Genomic DNA, 17,772 nt, shown 5'->3' on the forward strand with positions numbered 1-17,772 from the left:
ACCGGGTCGAGCAGATCAAGGCCAGCATCCGAGCGAAGGTGGAGCACCCGTTCCGCGTGATCAAACTGCAGTTCGGATACACGAAGGCTCGCTACAAGGGACTGGCGAAGAACACCGGCCAGGTCATCACGCTCTTCGCGTTGAGCAATCTGTGGATGGCGCGCCGAAAACTGATGTCCGGCATGGCATGAGTGCGCCTGAAATGGGCGAATCGGGTGATTTGCCCATGATGCACGGCCGAAAAGCCTGCGAGAAACTTCGTCCGAGCGCTGGTTGAAGCATCGTCGGCTGCCGGCCCCGTTAAATCCGCCAGCATCGACCTCGAAAACGAGTTGTTCAGACCTTCCCTAGCTGAGGCATCCTCGCGCCAGGAATCGGAACTCCTGGGCTACGCAGATTTTGCCTCGCCCATGATCTACACCCACGTTCTTAAGGTGGGAGGTGGCGCTGCACGCGGTTCCTTGATTCCCTAACCGCCACTGAACTGCCGCAAAGCAGACGTCGTTGAATTTCCCCAATCAGCCTAAAGCACGCATAGCCCGCCTCGGATGGAGGACTGCTCATGGCGGCGGTTTTAGTCGATCAGCACCAGCGGCGGCCAACCTGAACCGGCGCGGGTGACCAAATAAGCCGGCACATGCAGTCAATGAGCTACCTTCAGCGTGATGACCCCGCCCACGATGACCGCCACTCCGAGCACACGCATGACCGATGTCGGGTCACCGTAGAAGAAGATTCCGACAAGGAAGGTGCCCGCTGCTCCGATACCGGCCCAGATTGCATACGCCGTACCGATCGGAATATTGCGCTGGGCCAGCCACAGCAAGATGCCGCTGCATGCCATGAAGAAGATGGCGATAACGATCCCCAGCCAACGCTTGGTGGGGCTTTTCTCCGCGAGGCGTTCGATCGAGGTGAACAACGCCGACCACTCGGGACAAAATCAGGCGCATGAAAAACAAGGCGCCGGCCCACCTCGCACACAATCTCGCGAGGCCGGCCGGCGCCTGGGGAAGCGGTCTGTGTTCAGGCCGTTTCGCTGTCGCTTACTAGGTGGCTTACAAGGATCGCAGGAAGGCCATCAGCGCATCCCGGTCGGTCGCCGCGAGCTTCTCGAAGCGCTGGCGCGACTTCTCCGCTTCGCCACCGTGCCACATCACCGCTTCGGTCAGCGTCCGTGCCCGCCCGTCGTGCAGATAACCCACGAACGACGCACCGCCCTGAACCTTCTCGGTGTACCCAATGCCCCACAGGGGCGCCGTGCGCCACATCGCGCCCAGTGCCTGGCCTTCCGGCAGGTTGTCCGCCAGGGCAGGGCCCATGTCGTGCAGCAGCAAGTCGGTGAACGGCCGGATGGTCTGGCCACGCAACTCGGCAAACGGCGTGTTGTTGCCCGTCTTCATCTCGGCCGTATGGCAGGCAGCGCAACGCAGCGCGTCAAACACGCGGCGGCCGGCCTGGATCTGCACCGGGTCGACACGGTGCTCGGACATCGGCATCACACCCTTCGGGAAACCGCTGGACAAGCTGCGCTGGGCAGGTACCGCCAACAGGGCGACGTAGCGGACCACGGCGACCAGGTCGGTCTCGGAGATGCCCTTCTGCACGGCCGCCGTGTGGCAACTCGCCGGGTCGAACAGGCAGCTCCGGTTCGGGTAGACGCTGGAGGTCACGGACATGTCCTGCAGCAGGGCACCGGCGGCCTGATGGCGCACGCTGACCTTCGCTGCCTTCCAGCCAAAACGGCCAAGCCGCACCGCTCCGGTCTCGGGGTCGTACACATAGTTGGCTCGGCCCACCACGCCGTCTTCATCCGGTGTGGCGCGGGCGCGGGCCAGGATGTCGGCCTCGTTCACCGCCTCCAGCAGGCCCGCCCCGATCATCGGCTGGGCGCTGCGCACCGAGTAGAGCTTGGGCACGGGGCCGTCAAAGCCCACGGTGGGCTTGCGCAGTTCCACGCTGGTGCCATCGGCCAGCTTGGCCGTGGTTGACGTGAAGCCGGTCACCCGGACGCCGTTGCCCCAGTCCTGCGGTGCGCCGCTGGCGGAGACACCGTTCATCTGGATCGCGACGCCGTAACGCGGGTCCGCTTCCACCTGGCCCTTGGCGTTCAGCACCCCGGTGTGGATGGACATGGTGTCCAGCCGCTGGTTCAGCGTGGTCAGGGCAGGGCTGCGGCCATTGTTGGTGTGGCACTGCACGCAGGCGGTCTGGTTGAAGCGCGGGCCCGTCAGGCCCTTGATGGCGGTGTCGACATCATTGCCAGCTTCGGTGTGTGCCCCCGTCAGGAAGCTGCTGTGCGTGACACGGCGGCCTTCCACAAAGCGCTGCATGTTCTGCATGCCGATCCGGTTGTCCGGCTGCATGAACATCCGGAAGCCTTCGTCCGAATAGTTGTAGGAGACGGAACCCAGCCCCCCGGACAGCGTCTCCGCCGGCAGCGGCACGCTGTTCAGGCGCGGCTGGATGCCGTACCAGGGGGCCAGGCCTTGACCCACCACATAGACCCACTCATTGGCGTAATAACGGACGCCACCGTTGTCGCCCTTGGCCTGCATGGCGGCCGTGGTGGAGAACATCGAAGGCGCGACCTCGATCACATCGCCCGCCACCAGCGGACGAGCCGCCACGGTCTGCCCGTTCGGGAAGCCGTTGGCATCCAGCGCGGCGTGGCCCGGGTAGTCCTTGATCACCAGGGTGCAGGCGGAGTCCTTGCCCAACTGGCCATCCGCCGGGTAGGGGTTGGGCGGGCAGATGGTGGGGTTGCCCTGCAGCGCGCCCGGGGCCATCCAGCCGTAGCCGGTGACGCCCGGCCGGTCGAAGCCACGGAAGAAGGCAATGCCCCCTGGCAGGTTGTCGATCTGGTTGTAGGTGTTGACCTTCAACTGCGGCTTGGTGACACCGGCCACGCGGCTGTTGTCGATGATCTCCAGACCCCAGGTGCGGTTCTGGAAATACTGCGGGACAAAGGTGAGGTAGGCGCCAGGACCCTTGTCGACTTCCAGGCCGGTGGCCGGGTCGACGGTCTCGTTCGGGCCATAGCCGATTTCGTTCCACTCCTCCCCACGTTCGCGGCCATGGCGGCCGACCCCACGGTTGCCGAAGCGGGTGACGATGGTGCCGTCCGCCAGCGTGAACTGGACGGTTTCCAGTGGCGCCTGCGGCTGGAACAGCGGGCTGGCGGCCTGGCCCGACGGCGGGACGGGCAGGGCGGACGTGGTCTGGGTGGGGATGCTGTTGTCGCTGCCCGGTGTCTTGAATTGCACCTCGAACAGCGAGTAGCCATATTGGGTGGCCCGGGCCACCCCCTGCAGGCGCACGAAACGGGTGGTCACGCCCAGGTTGTAGAACTCTTCCGTGCCGCCCTTGCCGTTGATGACTTCACGCAGCAGGGTCCAGGTCGTGCCGTCGTCGGAGACCTGCAGGTTGTAGGCCTTGCCGTAGGCGTTCTCCCACAGCAGGCTCATGTAGCCCAGTTGCACCTTGGTGCCGAAGTCCCAGGCGATCCAGGCGCCGTCTTCCGGTTTGCTGGACCAACGGGTGGTGGTGTTGCCGTCAATGGTCTTGTCAGCGGCCAGGCCGCCGTTCTCGGCGCTGGAGGCGGTGGCCAGCACCGGCTTGACCAGCACGCCCGGCTGGCTGGTGTCCACCACCGGTGGTTGCGGCGGCGTGGTCTCGACGGGCGCACCGCTGAAAGCCTGGATTTCGAAGATCGAGTAGCCGTAGCTGGTGGAGCGGGTGAGGCCCTGCATGCGCAGGTAGCGGCCTTGGCCGCCGAGGGCGGTCAGGTCTTCGGTGCCGCCAGCGCTCTTGTCCACGGCCCGCAGCGTCGTCCAGGTGAGGCCGTCCTCGGAGGTCTGCAGCTGGTAGCTGCTGGCGTGGGCGTTCTCCCACTGGATCTTCACCCGGTTGATGGAGACGCTGGCCCCGAAGTCCAGTGTCAGCCATTCGTTGTTAGTGAAACCGCTGCCCCAGCGGGTGCCATCGTTGTGATCGATGGCCTTGTCGGCGCTGAGGTCGCCCCGCTCCAGCGAGCTGGCGGTCGCGCTGACCGGCGTGAGTGCCGTCTCGGTATTGGCCGCCAGGATGGTGGCGCGGGTGCTGTCCGCAGCACTGGCAGACGCCGTGGCCGTGTTCTCGCTGGACTGGCCGCCACCGCAGGCGACCAGCAGTGCGCTGCCAACGAGCGCGAAGGTCCACGGCAGCATGCGGCCGTGCACAACAGTGTTTTTCAGGAATCCCATACGTCCCTCCCTGGGCTTGGCGCTGGTGGCGCCGACAAGTGGCTGAGATCAGGAGCGCCATGAGGCCAGGCCCACGGCGGGCGCAGTTTAGGTGGGGGCCTCTACACGGCAGAAGCGTCTTTGTGTCCAAAGGCGTACATACGGGACACGCCAGCAACAACTTCGGAAATCCGGCGATTCATGCCGGTCTACCCCCTGTTCAAGGGCCAGGCCTTAAGTCATGCGGGCTGGCGGGATCCGCGGCCTATAGTGACGCAGGCCTCTGGGGCGCTCTGCATCAGGCCACGCAGTCGGACACACCGCTTGCGGTTGGTTGCCTGCGGTGACGGAGCGACAGATAAGCTGGCGCTCATTCGTGCTGCTTGCTTGCCATTCCCAGCGCGTCGGTTCCTCTGTGCCGTTTCCAGTCGATCGTTTCCAATCGATCATTTCCCACCGGTCGTTCGCCGTCTTCCCTTCGCCGCGTTTCACCAGAGCTGCCCCCCCATGCTTCACACACCGCCCTGGGTGCGCTTTCATGATGCGGGCCGCCTTCACTTCCTCTGGGAGGACGCTGTTCGCAGCGCCAAGGACCTGGGCAGCGAGGCACAGGCAGCTCCCGTCCTGCGGACAGCGCTGAAGATCGAACCGCGTGCGCGGATGGCGCTGGCGGTGGCCTTGACCGAATGGATCGTGTGGCGGTTCGAGGGCCTGCATGTGCGGTCGGCGCCAGGCGCCTTCATCGAAGCCGCCTGGTGCGCCACGGCGGACCCACGCTACCTGCGCTTCTTCGAGCTGGCACCGGTTGAATGGCGCGGCCCTGTGGAAGGCCCGCTGTGGTGTGCCATGACGCATCTGCGCCATGCGATCTCGGTGGGCGTGGACTTCCCGCGTTATCTCAATGACGCCCTGAGCTACCTGACCCGGCTGGCCTTCCACGTGCAGCCGACTTCCGGGCCGCTGATGGCCTGGTTGCCGCTGGTGCTGGATCGGCTCGCCCTGGTCTATCCGGCGCCGCCGGAAGATCCGCTGCCGGATCTGTTCTCGCGCGACTTGTCGGCCCGGATGGGTCCGTGGGTGGCGCGTGAAGTGTTCGACCTGGCCATTCCGGTCGACGGCAACACCGGCCGCGCCTTCCTGGAAGAGACCCTGGCCACGGCCCGGCGCGAGGAAAACCCTTTCCTGGTCACGCCCGAAGAACTGCTGGCGGCCGGGTTCAGCGGCACGCCCTATGAGCTGCGGAACCCGCGCCCCGGCGGGCGGGCAAAAACCCTGCTGGTGGCGCGGGACCGCCAATTGCCGTCTACTCCGACCAACCACGGGTAGCTCCGCCATTTCCAAGGACGGGCCATGAAACACCTCAGCACTACCGCTATCGGATTGTCTGTGGCTGTCGTTGCCGCTGCTGCGATTGCACAGACCAAACCGCCGGAAACGCCGACGACGTCCAATGCCAGCCGGAAGCAGTCCGGCACCGTTGGCACCAGCCCGGATGCGGCGCCGGTGGCCAATCCGGCGTCCCACACCCAACCCGCCGAACCGGCCGCAGTGACTTCACCGGCCGCGCAGACACCCGCGCAAGCACCCGCTCTGACACCGGCCCCGGCAACGACGGGCACCGAACATCAGGCACCCGCCGCCAGGTCTCGGCCGGTCGCCCCGGCGGCCGACGCCGTGGACGAAGACGGCCATCAGGCCGCCGCGCCGGCTCGCTTGCCCAAGCGGCCGGACCGGAACTGACGGCGGAGCAGGGCCGTGGCCGCGCGGCGTTGCGCAGCCGTGCCTGCCATGTGGGTGTGCCGTCTGATTTCATGGCCAGGCTGTCCTTGCCCACGGTGAGGCGGATCTCGTCCTTGGCGTGCACCGCATCAGGGCGCTGGTGGCCGCTTGAAGTCGTAGTCCGTCAGGACCACGGGCTGAATGCACGTCGAGTTGTTGACGTCACGGCGGCACGCAGGCTGGGCGATGTTCGCGCGAATCCGGTGGTGGCACTTCCGTCACGATGACCACCGCTATAGTCACGCCCCCGCCGCAGCCCTCACGATTGTCAAGTCCATGTCCCTTGCCGACGTCCGCGCGGCCCTGAATGCCGAGCTGTCGGCCACGCCCGAGTTTTACGACTTCAAGGTCCTGCACACCGAACGTGACGGTGCGTTGTGGCGCGTCACGCTGGATCCGGGCTACGTCTACGCGGAAGGCCAGCGGCCCGGCCAGACATCGGCCCATGCCTTGCTGGACGACAGCCTGGACGGCGCCTCGGCCTGGTGGGGCGCACCGGCCAAGGGTGGTGCCAGTGTGCTGGCAGTGGTGCCGGAGGAGGATCAACTGGTGCTGCAAAACGCCAGTTCAGCGCCGCCCGGGCCGGACCAGTTGATCCGCCTGTATCCGACACGCTTTCTCAACGCGGTGGCGGATGCCTGGTCGGACACGCCGTGGGCGGAGCAGGCCATGGCCGCACTGCCGGATCTCACCCGGCCCCAGGCAGCGGCAGGCCCGGCCCTCACCGGCGAACCCTTCCGCTGGTTGCGGCCGGCGCAGCGCCAGGCCCTGCAACTGGTGCAGCACAGCAGCGCCTTCCTGTGGGGGCCGCCTGGTACGGGCAAGACCACCACACTGGGCGTGCTGCTGGCGGAGTATCTGGCGCGTCGTCCCCAGGCCCGTGTGCTGCTGCTGTCCACCACCAACCAGGCAGTGGATGTGGCGACGATTGCCGTCGACAAGGCGCTGCACAAGGGCCGCCGCGAGCCCCTGCGGGTTGCGGTGCAGCGCCTGGGCACACGCTTTGACGCCGCGATGTATGCCGGCCGCGAGCACCTCATCCCGACGCAGGACCGCGACCTCATTGCCCGGCTGGCCCGCGCCGAGGCCGCGCGCCCCCACGCACGCGACGCCGCCGCGTTGAAGACCTGGACCGACCGCGTGGCCGCCTTGCGAGACGAACTGCGCACCTCCTCCCTGCAGGTGCTCCAACGCTGCCGCCTGGCCAGCATGACCACCACACGCGCCGCCTTCACCCTCAAGACGCTGCGCGAGCTGTCACCGGATGGCGACCCCCCGTTTGACCTGCTGGTGTTTGACGAGGCCAGCCAGGTGAGCCTGGCCCACGCGCTCATCCTGATGCCGCTGGCACGCGCGCGGTTGTTTGCCGGTGATCCGCAGCAGCTGTCGCCGGTGCTGCGAAGCTCGGACCGAGGCGCACGCCGATGGTTAGGGCGCTCCGCCTTCGGCGAGATGCCGCGGCAGGGCGCTTCGGTGGCGATGCTGGACGAGCAGTCCCGCATGGCCGCGCCCATTGGCGAGCTGGTCAGCCAGATGTTCTACGACGGCTTGCTGCGGGTGGCCGAGGCGGCGCGTCAATCTGACGAATGGTGGGCTGCCCGGCGCCGGGCCTTTGGCGACGTGCCGGCGGAGCAGCATGTCCATGTGCATGCAGTCAAGACGGAGGGCGGCTGGTCGGCCGAAGCACGAGGCCCCGTGAGGCGCGAATCTGCCGAGGCGATTGCGCAGGCGGTGGCAAACGCGTTGAGTACTGGCGACTGGGCGGCGCACGAAGTGATTGTGTTGACACCATTCCGGGCCCAACGGGCCCTGATCCGGGTGCGCCTGCGGGCGCTGGGGGTGACGGAGGCGGTGAAGGTCAGCACCGTGCACCGGGCGCAGGGCAGTGAGGCGCCCGTGGTGTTGTTCGATCCCGCCGATGGCCGGCAGCCTTTTCTGCAGACCGAAGAAGCCCAGCGCCTGATCAACGTGGCCTTGAGCCGGGCCCAGGCCAAGGTGATGCTCTACCTCTCGGCCGCGGACCTGTCCAACCCGCTGCTGGCGCCCATCGTGCACCGGCAGCGCCTGGCGGGGGACGCGCGGGAGGTGGTGCCCTTGCTCATGCTCGCCGCCGCAGCCGATTTCCCGGCCAACGCGCTGGGTCGGCGTGTGGCTGCAGGACGGCAGGTGGGGGAGGTGGCCCGGATCAGCACGGATGGGGCGCAACTCTGGCTGATCAATGAGCGGACGGGGGCGAGCCAGGTCATTGACGCGGCATTCTGGCGGGCGCGGGCGGCTGCGGCCAGGGGATGACATCGGCTCCGCCTGAAGCCAACGCTCGCATGGCGGCCACGGAGTCTGATACCGTGCCACCTTCTTGCCCACGTTCCGACCCATGGCCCTGCACACCTGGCTCGTCTATTTGCTGACTGTCGTTGGCCTCTCGCTCACCCCGGGCCCGAACAGCCTGCTGGTGCTGAGCCACGGCGCCTTGCACGGCCACCGGCGCGCATGTTTCACGGTGGCAGGCGGGGCGGTGGGCTTCATTGCGCTGATCGGTCTTTCGATGCTGGGCATCGGTGCACTGCTGCAGACCATGGCTGGCGCGCTCACCGCGCTGAAGATCGTCGGTGGCGCCTACCTGTGCTGGCTGGGGTTCAAGCTGTGGCGGGCGCCTGCCATCGAGCTGGACACCACTGAAGCGTCCACCTCCGGCGATGCCCGTCGCCGGACGCTGTTCCGGCAGGGCCTGTTCGCCGCCATCTCCAATCCGAAGGTGCTGCTCTTCTACGGCGCCTTCCTTCCGCAGTTCATTGACCCCACCCGCAGCCTCCTGATGCAGTTCGCCGTCATGGCGGCCACCTTCGCCCTCATCGAGGGCGTGGTGGAGTACCTGCTGGTGCGCCTGGCCTATCGCATCCGCCCGTGGCTCAGGACATGGGGCCGGCAGTTCAACCGGGTCTGCGGTGGCATGTTTGGCGTGCTGGGCGTGGCGTTGCCGTTCACCAGGTGATGTGAGCTACCCCAGTCAATCCTTTTGCTAGGGGGCCGCCGCATTCACGGGATGACAGCGCCCATGGGCCATCCCGTCACGTTACCGCGAAGGCGCTATCGCCGCTTCTTCCTTCAACACCTAGTCTGCATTCATTCCAACCGGGGCGGCATCCGCCCCACATCTCGGGAGTGAAGCGATGGCAACGATCGAAGAACTGGGCAGGAAGATGCTGGGCACCCTGAACGACATCCTGACCGGCGGGGATGGCAAGGTCCCTGCGCCCGTCAACAACAAGATCTCATGGTGCCAGCCCGGCATCCCCTTCATGCCGGAGGACTTCCAGTTCGCGGCCGAAGGCATTGCCAGCATTGCCGATGCCGAGCATCTGAAGAAGATGCAGAAGCAGGCGTTCAACTTCTCGCTGGCGGTGGACTTCGTGCCCGACGTGAGTGGCATCTATGCGGGCGACCGGCAGCAGACCATCTACCGCACCTCCGAAGCCCGGATGAGCCACATGTATGGCGAGATCCTGAAGTTCTCCAAGGTGGTGCAGAGTGAACTTTCCGCCGACGAGAAGGCCAAGATCGAAAAATTCCGGGGGTTGCTCTACGCGACGAAGACGACCAAGAACCTCGTGAATGACGAGGAGAAGACGTTCTCCGAGCCGGGGCCGGTATTGGTGGCCTACAACAGCACGATGTCTAACTACATCGACGCCGCCACCAACTACCAGAACAAGCGCATCCAGGCACAGGTGGCGACCGGGCCCGGTGGTGCGGCGGCGGTGGCGGACTTTCAATACAACGCCGAGAACTACTACCTGAAGGTGAAGGCCGCGCTCAACCAGTGGGTCTCGGAGGGGTACCGCAACGAGGTCGATGAGATGCACGCCTACATCGACCACGTCACCCAGCGGTCCATGACGCTGTGGAAGCAGCAACTGCTCGAGCTGTATGACCGCGGCACGCTCACCGACGCAGACAGCAACTCCCCGTTCAAGTACACCACCATCATTCCCGGTGCTTTCGCCACCTCCAACGGTTGGACGGGTTATTCGTTCAGCCACGAACAGGCCAACTCCAGCAGTAACTGGCGCACGAGTTCCTGGAGCGGGGGCGGTGGCCTCAATCTGGGTCTGTGGCGCGCGAGCGGGGGGGCCAATGGCAACACCGAGTCCTCGCAGAACAGCCTCAACGTCAACAACTTCAAGATTTCCTTCGAGCTGGTGCAGGCCGTCATCGCGCGCCCCTGGTTCTACCCGGAGTTCTTCATGAACCGGGGGTGGACGCTGCGCAAGGGGGAAGGCTGGAACTTCGAGGAATACCCCTCCGACGGCGCCGCCGTGCCCAAGGGCACCTTCATCGGTTATCCCACCCAGGCCATCTTCATCCGCAACCTGGTGATTGAATCGGACGAGTTCGCCACGGCGTTTGCGCAGCATGCGTCGTCGGTCAGCGGTGGTGGCTCGGTGGGCTGGGGGCCGTTCTCCATCCATGGCAACTACTCGCACGCCAGCGGCAGCCAGAGCTACAGCATGGACCGGCAGGGCGGCCGCATCGTCGTGCCGGGGATGCAGATCATTGCCTTCATCAACCATTTGATTCCAACGGCGCCCAACCCGTTGCCGGACATTCCCGCCGAGCAGTTCCAGTAAGGAGCGGCCATGACAGCGCTTGACTCACGTCTGGCCCTGGCGCTGATGGCCAAGGCCGAGCGGGTGTTCGGGTCACCGGGGCAGGTACTGGCGTTTCCCCTGTCGGGCGCCAGCTACCGCGCCGGGCAGCTCAACTTCCTGCCGACCAGCACGGATGCCGAAGTCGCGCGCGCGGCATTGGGCGCGCTCTCTGACTTCTCGAGCCTGGTGAACACGCTCCCCCTCGGGCGTGCCTGGGAGGCAGGGGCCGGGCGGGCGGACCTTCCATCGGTCTACCGGCAGGTCATCGAGGGTGCCCAGATCGCGGACCCGACGGAATCCGAGGCGGACCGCCAGCAGCTTCAAGCCGCGCAGCGCTTGTTGATCAGCAGCAACCTGGATGGCTCGGAGGTCGACACCCCGGTGTATGCGGCCTACAAGCGGTGCCGCGACACCTGGTTGCTGGCCTCGCAGCAGTACAGCGCGGCCAAGGCCAGTGGTGAACTGGGCGCGGACGAGGCTGCAAGGCAGGCCTGGCTGTTCAATGAGCCCGTGCTCAAGGCTGCCGTGGACAAGGCTTTGGAGGACTGGCGACTGGCCGGCCACAGGAACGAGGTGGAGGAGGCGCAGGCCCGGATCGATGCGCTGACCCAGCGGGCACCCGTCACGCAGTGGCACGACTGGGACCTCCGGTCGCGCCGCGGCGTCGGCTCGGTGGCGGACCTCACTGGTCAGCCGTTCTGGCCGGCCTACATCAGCCCGGCCAATGCCTGCGAGGTCGGCTGGCAGCGGATGGTGCTGACGCGTGGCGAGGTCGAAGCCTTGCAGGCGAGTGCGCCGGCAGAGATGAAGGCCCGGCTGGGGGCGGGCAGCGCAACACTGGCGGTGGAACAACTGCAGTTCGAGTTCACCTCCGCCAAATTGCAGCGGCCCTGGTTCGATGGAGAGGTGTTCAGCGCCCGCTTCTGGCGGCCTCGGCCCGGGTCGATTCTGCAGGTCAGCCAGGGCCTTGAGCCCTTTGCCGGAGCCTGCCCGCTGTATGCCAGTGCGGTGGTGTTCTTTCGCCGGGTCCGTGCCGTGGTTCAGGGCGAGACGGCGGCGGCCAATAGCCTGGGGGGCCAGGCGGGAGGGTTGGATCTGGGCCTTATCCAACCCACCTGGACCGCGCTCAAGGAAGTGCCGCCTGCGCAGGCTGGTGGCGCCGCGCCGGAGCGGGTGGAGGAAGCGCCCGATGAGCTGTTGCACCGAGGGGCGATCCGGCCGGTGGCCCTGCCTGCCCATCTGCGCATGGCGCCTGAACACCCCTCCATCGGGGGTCTGGCGGCGGCCGTGGTGGAACCGCCCGATCCGGTGGGCATCGCAGGCATTGCCGGTCCAGGCCGCGCGCGAGCGGCGTTTCGCTTCTCCGAGCGCGATCTGGTGAACCGCCATCTCATTCTCCGCGACGTGCAATGGACCCCGCCCGTCATCCAGGAACCCGCGCTACCGGCGGGCGGGACCTCGGTCCTTGCCACCAACGACGACGACATCTTCATCCTGGCGTTCATCTGCACCGCAGTGCCCGCCAGTCCTGACCCCGATCCCGGCCTGGTGTGGAACCCGGCCGGCTGACTCTCAACTTCAAGGAGCATCATCATGACGACCCCCTTTCGTCCCTACGGCGAAGCATCGCTGAATTACTACCTGCAAGGTTTTGCCAAGGCCTATATCGCCAACGAAGTCTCGGTTCAGGAAGACGAGGTCCCCGAGGACATGCAGGCGCCGTACCGGGACGGCTTGCAGGACGGTGAGCGTTGTGCGGTGGAAGGCTTCCCTGTCGAACCGACGTTCTATGACCTCCGGGAAGGCGTGCACCATCCGGTGGTGACGGCGGCCGAGGGGCTGGATATCGCCGCCGAGATGTACGGCGTGGGGCACGCCATCTGGAAGGGCCTGCTGGGTGCGGCATTCTTCGAGACGGCCGTGCTGGCCCTGATGGTCAGCATTGCGGCCACCCAGCATTTCCAGGAAGCCGCAGCGGCGGTGCGCCCGACCAACTACGTGGAGTTTGCCAACTTCCTCGGCAGCATCGCAGACCCCGTCTCCATCGAACTGTTTGTGGGCGGTGGCGTGGACGAGAACGAGGAGGGCAGGGAGCTGCAGATGACGTCCGTCTTCAAGACGCTGGAAGAAGCCCGCCAGGCCGTACTGGCCTTGGGCCGACCCAAATACATCATCTGCTCACTGCGGACCGACATGAGTGGGGGCATGCGCCTCGTGGAACGGTCGGAGGAATGACGAACCACGGGGGGCCCCCACCCCTTATTTGGCCGCGTTGACGATCTTGGTGATGATGTCCGAGTAGGTGCGGCTGCCGGTGGTCCGGTCAAACAGGCCCATGCTGTGATTGCTGGTCGACGCGCCGGCGTCCCAATAGATGGGCACGGCACCATGCGTCCAGGCGGACCGGGCCACGTACTGGTCCCAGGCGGTTCGATACGCCTCCGCTCCCGAATACTCGGTGCGGCGGATGGCGCCGAACTCGCCCAGGATCACCGGGACGCCCTGGTCGACGAAGCGCGTCTTCATCTTCTGGAACTGACCGTCGATATAGGACTCGTTGGCCCAGGTCTCGGTGTTGGCCGCACTGCTGGCCCCCGCACCCCATTGCCAGATGGCGCTGTTTTCATTCAGCGTGAAGTTGTAGGGGTCGTAGAAGTGCACTTCCATCATCAGGCGCTTCGCCACCGAATCGCTGGGCACCGTCGCGAAATTGACGGTGTGGTCGATGTTGGTATTGAAGCCCTGGACCACCAGGTGGCGCGCCAGGTTGCCGCCGCCCGTGGCGCGTACCGCGTTCACGAAGGTCTGGTTGAAGCTGTTCTGGACCGTGTAGTACTCCACCGTCGGGGTGCCGTAGTCATTGGTCACCATGACCTCGTTGGTGCCAGCAAACAGCAAGGTGTCGTCATACCCCTTGAAGTTGTTGGCGATCTGGGTCCAGAACTTGGTGATGCGGGTGTTCACCGTGGCCTGCTGGGCATAGGTGGGTTGCATCCAGCCACCATCCCAGTGGATGTTGATGATGGTGTAGAGGCCGGCCGTGCGGGCGTAGTTGACCACCTGGGTCACCCGCGCCATCCAGGTGGCGCTGATGTTGTCGTTGGCATCGGCGTACTGCTTCCAGGACACAGGAATGCGCACGGTCTTGAAACCCGCGGCCTTGATGGCGGTGAACAGCGCCTGATTGGCGGCCGGGTTGCCCCAGGCGGTTTCGCCGCCAATGGCCTCCAGTGAGTTGCCGAGGTTCCAGCCGGCCCCCATCAGCGCGGACAGCTGCAGGCTGGTCAGGTCCCGGAAGCCCGGCACCGTGACAACAAAGCTCTGCGTCGACTTCGTGCCGCAGCTGTTGGTGTAGGTGGCCACGGCGGTGCAACTGGCCTTGGCGGTGAGGCTGAGTTCCCGCGAACTGGCGGACGCGCCGCAGCCGGACCAGGCCCAGGCACCACCGCTGGTGGGTTGGGGCCCGAAGGTGAGGGCGCTGCCGGCCGCCGCTGTGGCGGCTGCGGTGTTGCTCCAGGCGCCGGTGCCGATCTTGACGTAGGGCTTGATCGTGGTCGCCGTGCAGGTTTGCGCGTCTGCGTTGAGCGCGCTCATGAGGCCGCACGCTGCCATCAGCAGCGCGGCCAGGGGTCTTGCCGTCATGGTGTTGTCTCCAGGTCGAAGGTCGCCTCGCGCCTTGCCGCAGAGGGCCTCATGGGACCCCCTGTCCTTGGGAGGAAGGTTAGTTCGCGCGATGGACTAATTTAGCGGCATAAACCCTGAGACGGATGTGCGGGAGAGGCAACTCTCGTAACCAGGCGATGGGGCGTGCCGGGCGTGACCCCTGAAACAGCGGCACTCCAATGACGGGCTGTCACTAACGACGCCGTTGCCTGCGGATGGCCGCCAGCAGCATCAGCGCCCCGACCGTCATCAGCAGTCCCGTGGTGGGTTCCGGCACCGCCGGCGCCAGCGCATTGGCGTAGTCCACCCCGACCGCATTGAATGCGGTGATGCCACTCAGCAATTGGCCGTTGACATCCCGTACCTCGGTGATGCCGCCCCAATAGAGGCTGCTCCCGAAACTCGTATTGAAGGCCGACACGCCGTCCATGGCCGCATCCAGGTTGAAGTTGCCCACCGTGGCCGACCCTTGCACGACGGCGTCCCAGGTGAAGGACAGCGGCTGGCCGATGATGAAGCTGGCGGTGTGCTCCCCGTCCCAGATGGGTCGATCGTGTGAATCCCCGCCGTACTGCATGCGCAGGAGGCTTCTGAACATGGCGTCTTGCACGGCGGACCCCGGGTTATTGACGTCCGGGGCCGACATGTAGAAACCACTGGAAATAGCGGAAAAGGCGGTGAACTGGGTCCCCGAGCCCAAATCCGGGTTCTGTACCAGATTGCCATCGGCAAACACGCCGCCCTCGGCCACCAACCGGAAGGTCACGGTGGCCTCGGTACCCGCCACACAGGTGGGGCAGGTGATGAGGAAACTGTCGGTCAGCCGGGCGTGGGCCTCCGCACTGGACACCACCTGGTCAATCGTTCCCGCCCCGCTGAGATGGGCCCCGCCGACGGTCTGCAACTGCATGTGGCCATAGTCGACCACGCCCCATGCGCTGGCCCACGCGCCACCGGTGAGCCCGCCCAACTGCCCATCCGTGCTGGCGTGTGATGAGACGCCGCCGGCGCGAGCCAACGATTCGGTGCCAGGGGCCACCGTGCGGCCAAAGGCGGACGCTGAACTGGTGGCGGTGACCTCCAGGCTGGCATCCTGCGCCAGCGCCACCCCGCCGAACAGCACCGTGCCGGCCACCAGGACGGGGCGGGCAAAACGCCGAATGACTCGATGGATCCACGGGTGGTCCGAGCGGGGGACCGACACCGACAAGGCTTGCTTCATGGAGATGCTCCTTGCCGGGAACGATCCGGCGTTGACTTTGAAAGGCGCGCTGCGTCACGCCCTTGGCGAGGCGTTCTGCAGCGCTTCCTTAACAGTAGTCGACGGCCGGCGCTCGCCCTGTCGGCGATTTCCGCTTCAACCAGGCATGGCAAAGCCGGCGCACCGCATTCGCAGCGGTGCGCCGGCTGACTGGCTGGCTATCTAACCGAAGATCAGTAGGTCGCCACCAGTGATGCCCCGCTCACGGCGGCATAGGCATTCAGCAGGATGTAGTAAGTCCCTGCCGTGGTCGCCGAGATCGTCACCGTCTCGGCGTTGGTGCTGCCTTCCGACTTGCCATCGTAGGTGGTGGTGGTCGGTGCAGAACCACGGCGCACGTAGATGTCGCCATCACCCGTGCCGCCCGAAAGCTTCACGGTGATGCTGGTGCGGCCCGACGGCACCACGATGCTGAAGAGGCGGGTGGCGCTCTTGGCCAGCGCAATGCCGGTGACGGCCGTGCCGCTGGTCAGCACGGTGGTGGTCGGGGTGGTGGTGCCACTGCAGCTCACGCCCACGGCCGCAAACGCCGCTGTCACATCAGCCGTGGCGTAACCACGCGCCGTGGCCGCCTTTTCCACACCGCAGGCACCCTGGTTGAAGGTGCTGCTGGAGGTCCAGTACAGACGGTTGGCATCCACCATCACTTCGAAGGCCTTGCGCGTGGTCCACCCGGTCTTGGTGGCCAGCGTGTAGAAAGCCTTGTTGTACACGCCGCTGGAGTAGTGAACGTCCAGGCCGCTGGTGTACTTGGAGGCGTTGGCAATCGACTTACCGTCCTTGGTCGGGTCAGCAAAGTAACGCAGCGCACCGGAGCTCTTGAAGATCTCGGTACCCACCAGCCAGTCGTTGGTGCCACGGGCGTAGAACTCCGCCGCTTCACCGGCCATGTCGGAGAAGGCCTCGTTCATGCCGCCGGATTGGCCGGAGTACACCAGCCCCGAGTTTTGCTCCGTGAACCCGTGGCTCACTTCGTGGGCGGACACGTCCAGCGACACCAGCGGATAGAACGTGCTGGCGCCGTCACCGAAGTACATCGCGGTGCCGTCCCAGAAGGCGTTTTCGTAGCTGCTGCTGTAATGCACCTTCATGTACAGCGTGTTGGCAATGGGACGCAGCGTGAACCAGTCCCGGTACATGTTGAAGATGACGTTGCCGAAGAAGTGGGCATCGTTCAGCGGCGAGTAGGCGCCGTTGATCTGCTTGTACTCATTGCGCGAGCAGGTGAACTGATAGGGCGTGCTGCCACTGGTGCCGCCGTTGAGGTTGACGGTGATGACATTGCCGCCAGTGTTCATCTGGCAGGTGTCGGTCACCTGCAGCGCCGGGTAGTTGGTGCCGTACTCGTACTTGCCGGTCTTGGTATTGCCGCCGGGGCCGGTGGCGTCCTTGTGGGTGATGCCTTCCCAGCGCTGCAGCACGGCGCCGGAGTTGGCGTCGATCATGAAGTACGGGCGGCTCGGGGTGCGGCTGTCGGCGCGCACGAACGACACCAGGTAGAAGAGCTGCGCCACATTGCTGTCACTCAGCCGGATGTAGAGCTTGACCTGCTCATTCTCGGTGTGGGTGGCATTCACCGCGCTCTTGGCGATGGTGAGCACGCTGGCCGGCGTGATGCTGGCTTGCGTGGTGTTCAGGTCCTGCTGGATGTTGGTGACCAGGCTGCCGGAGAAACGGGCGGCGCTGGCACCCGGGTCGCGGTGTTCCACCACGGCTTCGCCCCAGATGGGCACGCCCTGGTAGTACTGCTGATGCCGGGTGATGACCCGGCCGTTGGGGTAGACCTGGCTGCGGACCGCTTGAAGGTCGTTGGCGGCCAGCCCCAGCGCCGTGGCGGCGGCTTGGGGGCCGCTGGCAGCGGCTTGCTGCAGGATGTTGACGGTAACGGGGGTGCTGTCGTCGAGCGTGACGCGGTCTGCAGCCCAGGCTTGGCAGGCGGCGGTAGCCGCGGTCGCCAGGATGGTGACTTGCAGGAATCGCTGAAGGGATGCCTTCTTCATATCGTCTCTTTCGTTCGTGATAAACGTGGTTTGCGAAATCCCGAAGAAATGCCGTGCCCCCATGTGTGGTGGAGGGGCTGGCGTCCCCACTTGCGCGCCGGGTAACGGCGCAGGGTGGGTGTTGTTGGTGACGAAAGCGCGACTGTAAGGAAAATGTCATGCACGCCAGCCTGTCAACACTGACATCCGGGTGAACC

Annotated in this window: 13 protein-coding genes; 8 read left to right on the forward strand and 5 right to left on the reverse strand. The window is 65.7% G+C overall.

Annotated elements, in window-relative coordinates; all coding sequences use genetic code 11:
* Positions 1-191, forward strand: a 191-nt coding sequence (locus BMY53_RS24300; protein WP_143074222.1) for a transposase, incomplete at its 5' end; no start/stop codon positions are given.
* 452 nt (positions 192-643) lie between these two features.
* On the opposite strand, the gene BMY53_RS24305 is transcribed toward BMY53_RS24300, so the two are convergent.
* Positions 644-922 (reverse strand): DMT family transporter, encoded by a 279-nt coding sequence (locus BMY53_RS24305; protein ID WP_255370364.1) that lies wholly within the window; start codon positions 920-922, stop codon positions 644-646.
* A 136-nt stretch (positions 923-1,058) separates the two neighbouring features.
* A complete protein-coding gene (locus tag BMY53_RS24310) occupies positions 1,059-4,244 on the reverse strand; it encodes a di-heme oxidoredictase family protein (protein ID WP_255370365.1) in 3,186 nt (1,061 codons plus the stop codon).
* Between the two features lie 486 nt (positions 4,245-4,730).
* Between BMY53_RS24310 and BMY53_RS24315 the strand changes: the two genes are divergently transcribed.
* The 7 genes from BMY53_RS24315 to BMY53_RS24345 all read left to right on the forward strand — a co-directional run bounded on the left by BMY53_RS24315 (position 4,731) and on the right by BMY53_RS24345 (position 12,886).
* The gene (locus BMY53_RS24315; protein WP_092949611.1) at positions 4,731-5,549 is read left to right on the forward strand and encodes a hypothetical protein; all 819 of its coding nucleotides are present in this window, start codon (positions 4,731-4,733) and stop codon (positions 5,547-5,549) included.
* Between the two features lie 24 nt (positions 5,550-5,573).
* Complete coding sequence (locus BMY53_RS24320) at positions 5,574-5,963, forward strand: hypothetical protein (RefSeq protein WP_218151303.1); 390 nt, start codon at positions 5,574-5,576, stop codon at positions 5,961-5,963.
* A gap of 315 nt (positions 5,964-6,278) precedes the next feature.
* Positions 6,279-8,294 (forward strand): DEAD/DEAH box helicase, encoded by a 2,016-nt coding sequence (locus BMY53_RS24325; protein ID WP_092949615.1) that lies wholly within the window; start codon positions 6,279-6,281, stop codon positions 8,292-8,294.
* 82 nt (positions 8,295-8,376) lie between these two features.
* Complete coding sequence (locus BMY53_RS24330) at positions 8,377-8,994, forward strand: LysE family translocator (protein ID WP_092949617.1); 618 nt, start codon at positions 8,377-8,379, stop codon at positions 8,992-8,994.
* Positions 8,995-9,172: 178 nt separating this feature from the next.
* A complete protein-coding gene (locus BMY53_RS24335; protein WP_092949619.1) occupies positions 9,173-10,630 on the forward strand; it encodes a hypothetical protein in 1,458 nt (485 codons plus the stop codon).
* 9 nt (positions 10,631-10,639) lie between these two features.
* Positions 10,640-12,220 (forward strand): hypothetical protein, encoded by a 1,581-nt coding sequence (locus BMY53_RS24340; protein ID WP_092949621.1) that lies wholly within the window; start codon positions 10,640-10,642, stop codon positions 12,218-12,220.
* Between the two features lie 24 nt (positions 12,221-12,244).
* Positions 12,245-12,886 (forward strand): hypothetical protein, encoded by a 642-nt coding sequence (locus BMY53_RS24345; RefSeq protein WP_092949623.1) that lies wholly within the window; start codon positions 12,245-12,247, stop codon positions 12,884-12,886.
* A 24-nt stretch (positions 12,887-12,910) separates the two neighbouring features.
* Here BMY53_RS24345 and BMY53_RS24350 read toward each other — a convergent pair whose 3' ends face one another.
* From BMY53_RS24350 to BMY53_RS24360, 3 genes are all read right to left on the reverse strand, one after another.
* On the reverse strand, positions 12,911-14,293 hold the full coding sequence (locus BMY53_RS24350; RefSeq protein ID WP_092949625.1) for a glycoside hydrolase family 5 protein: 1,383 nt from the start codon (positions 14,291-14,293) through the stop codon (positions 12,911-12,913).
* Between the two features lie 214 nt (positions 14,294-14,507).
* A complete protein-coding gene (locus BMY53_RS24355) occupies positions 14,508-15,536 on the reverse strand; it encodes a PEP-CTERM sorting domain-containing protein (RefSeq protein WP_092949627.1) in 1,029 nt (342 codons plus the stop codon).
* Positions 15,537-15,748: 212 nt separating this feature from the next.
* A complete protein-coding gene (locus BMY53_RS24360; protein ID WP_092949629.1) occupies positions 15,749-17,575 on the reverse strand; it encodes a M4 family metallopeptidase in 1,827 nt (608 codons plus the stop codon).
* Positions 17,576-17,772 lie beyond the last annotated feature (197 nt).

Source organism: Roseateles sp. YR242, from assembly GCF_900109745.1.
Taxonomy (GTDB): domain Bacteria; phylum Pseudomonadota; class Gammaproteobacteria; order Burkholderiales; family Burkholderiaceae_C; genus Roseateles.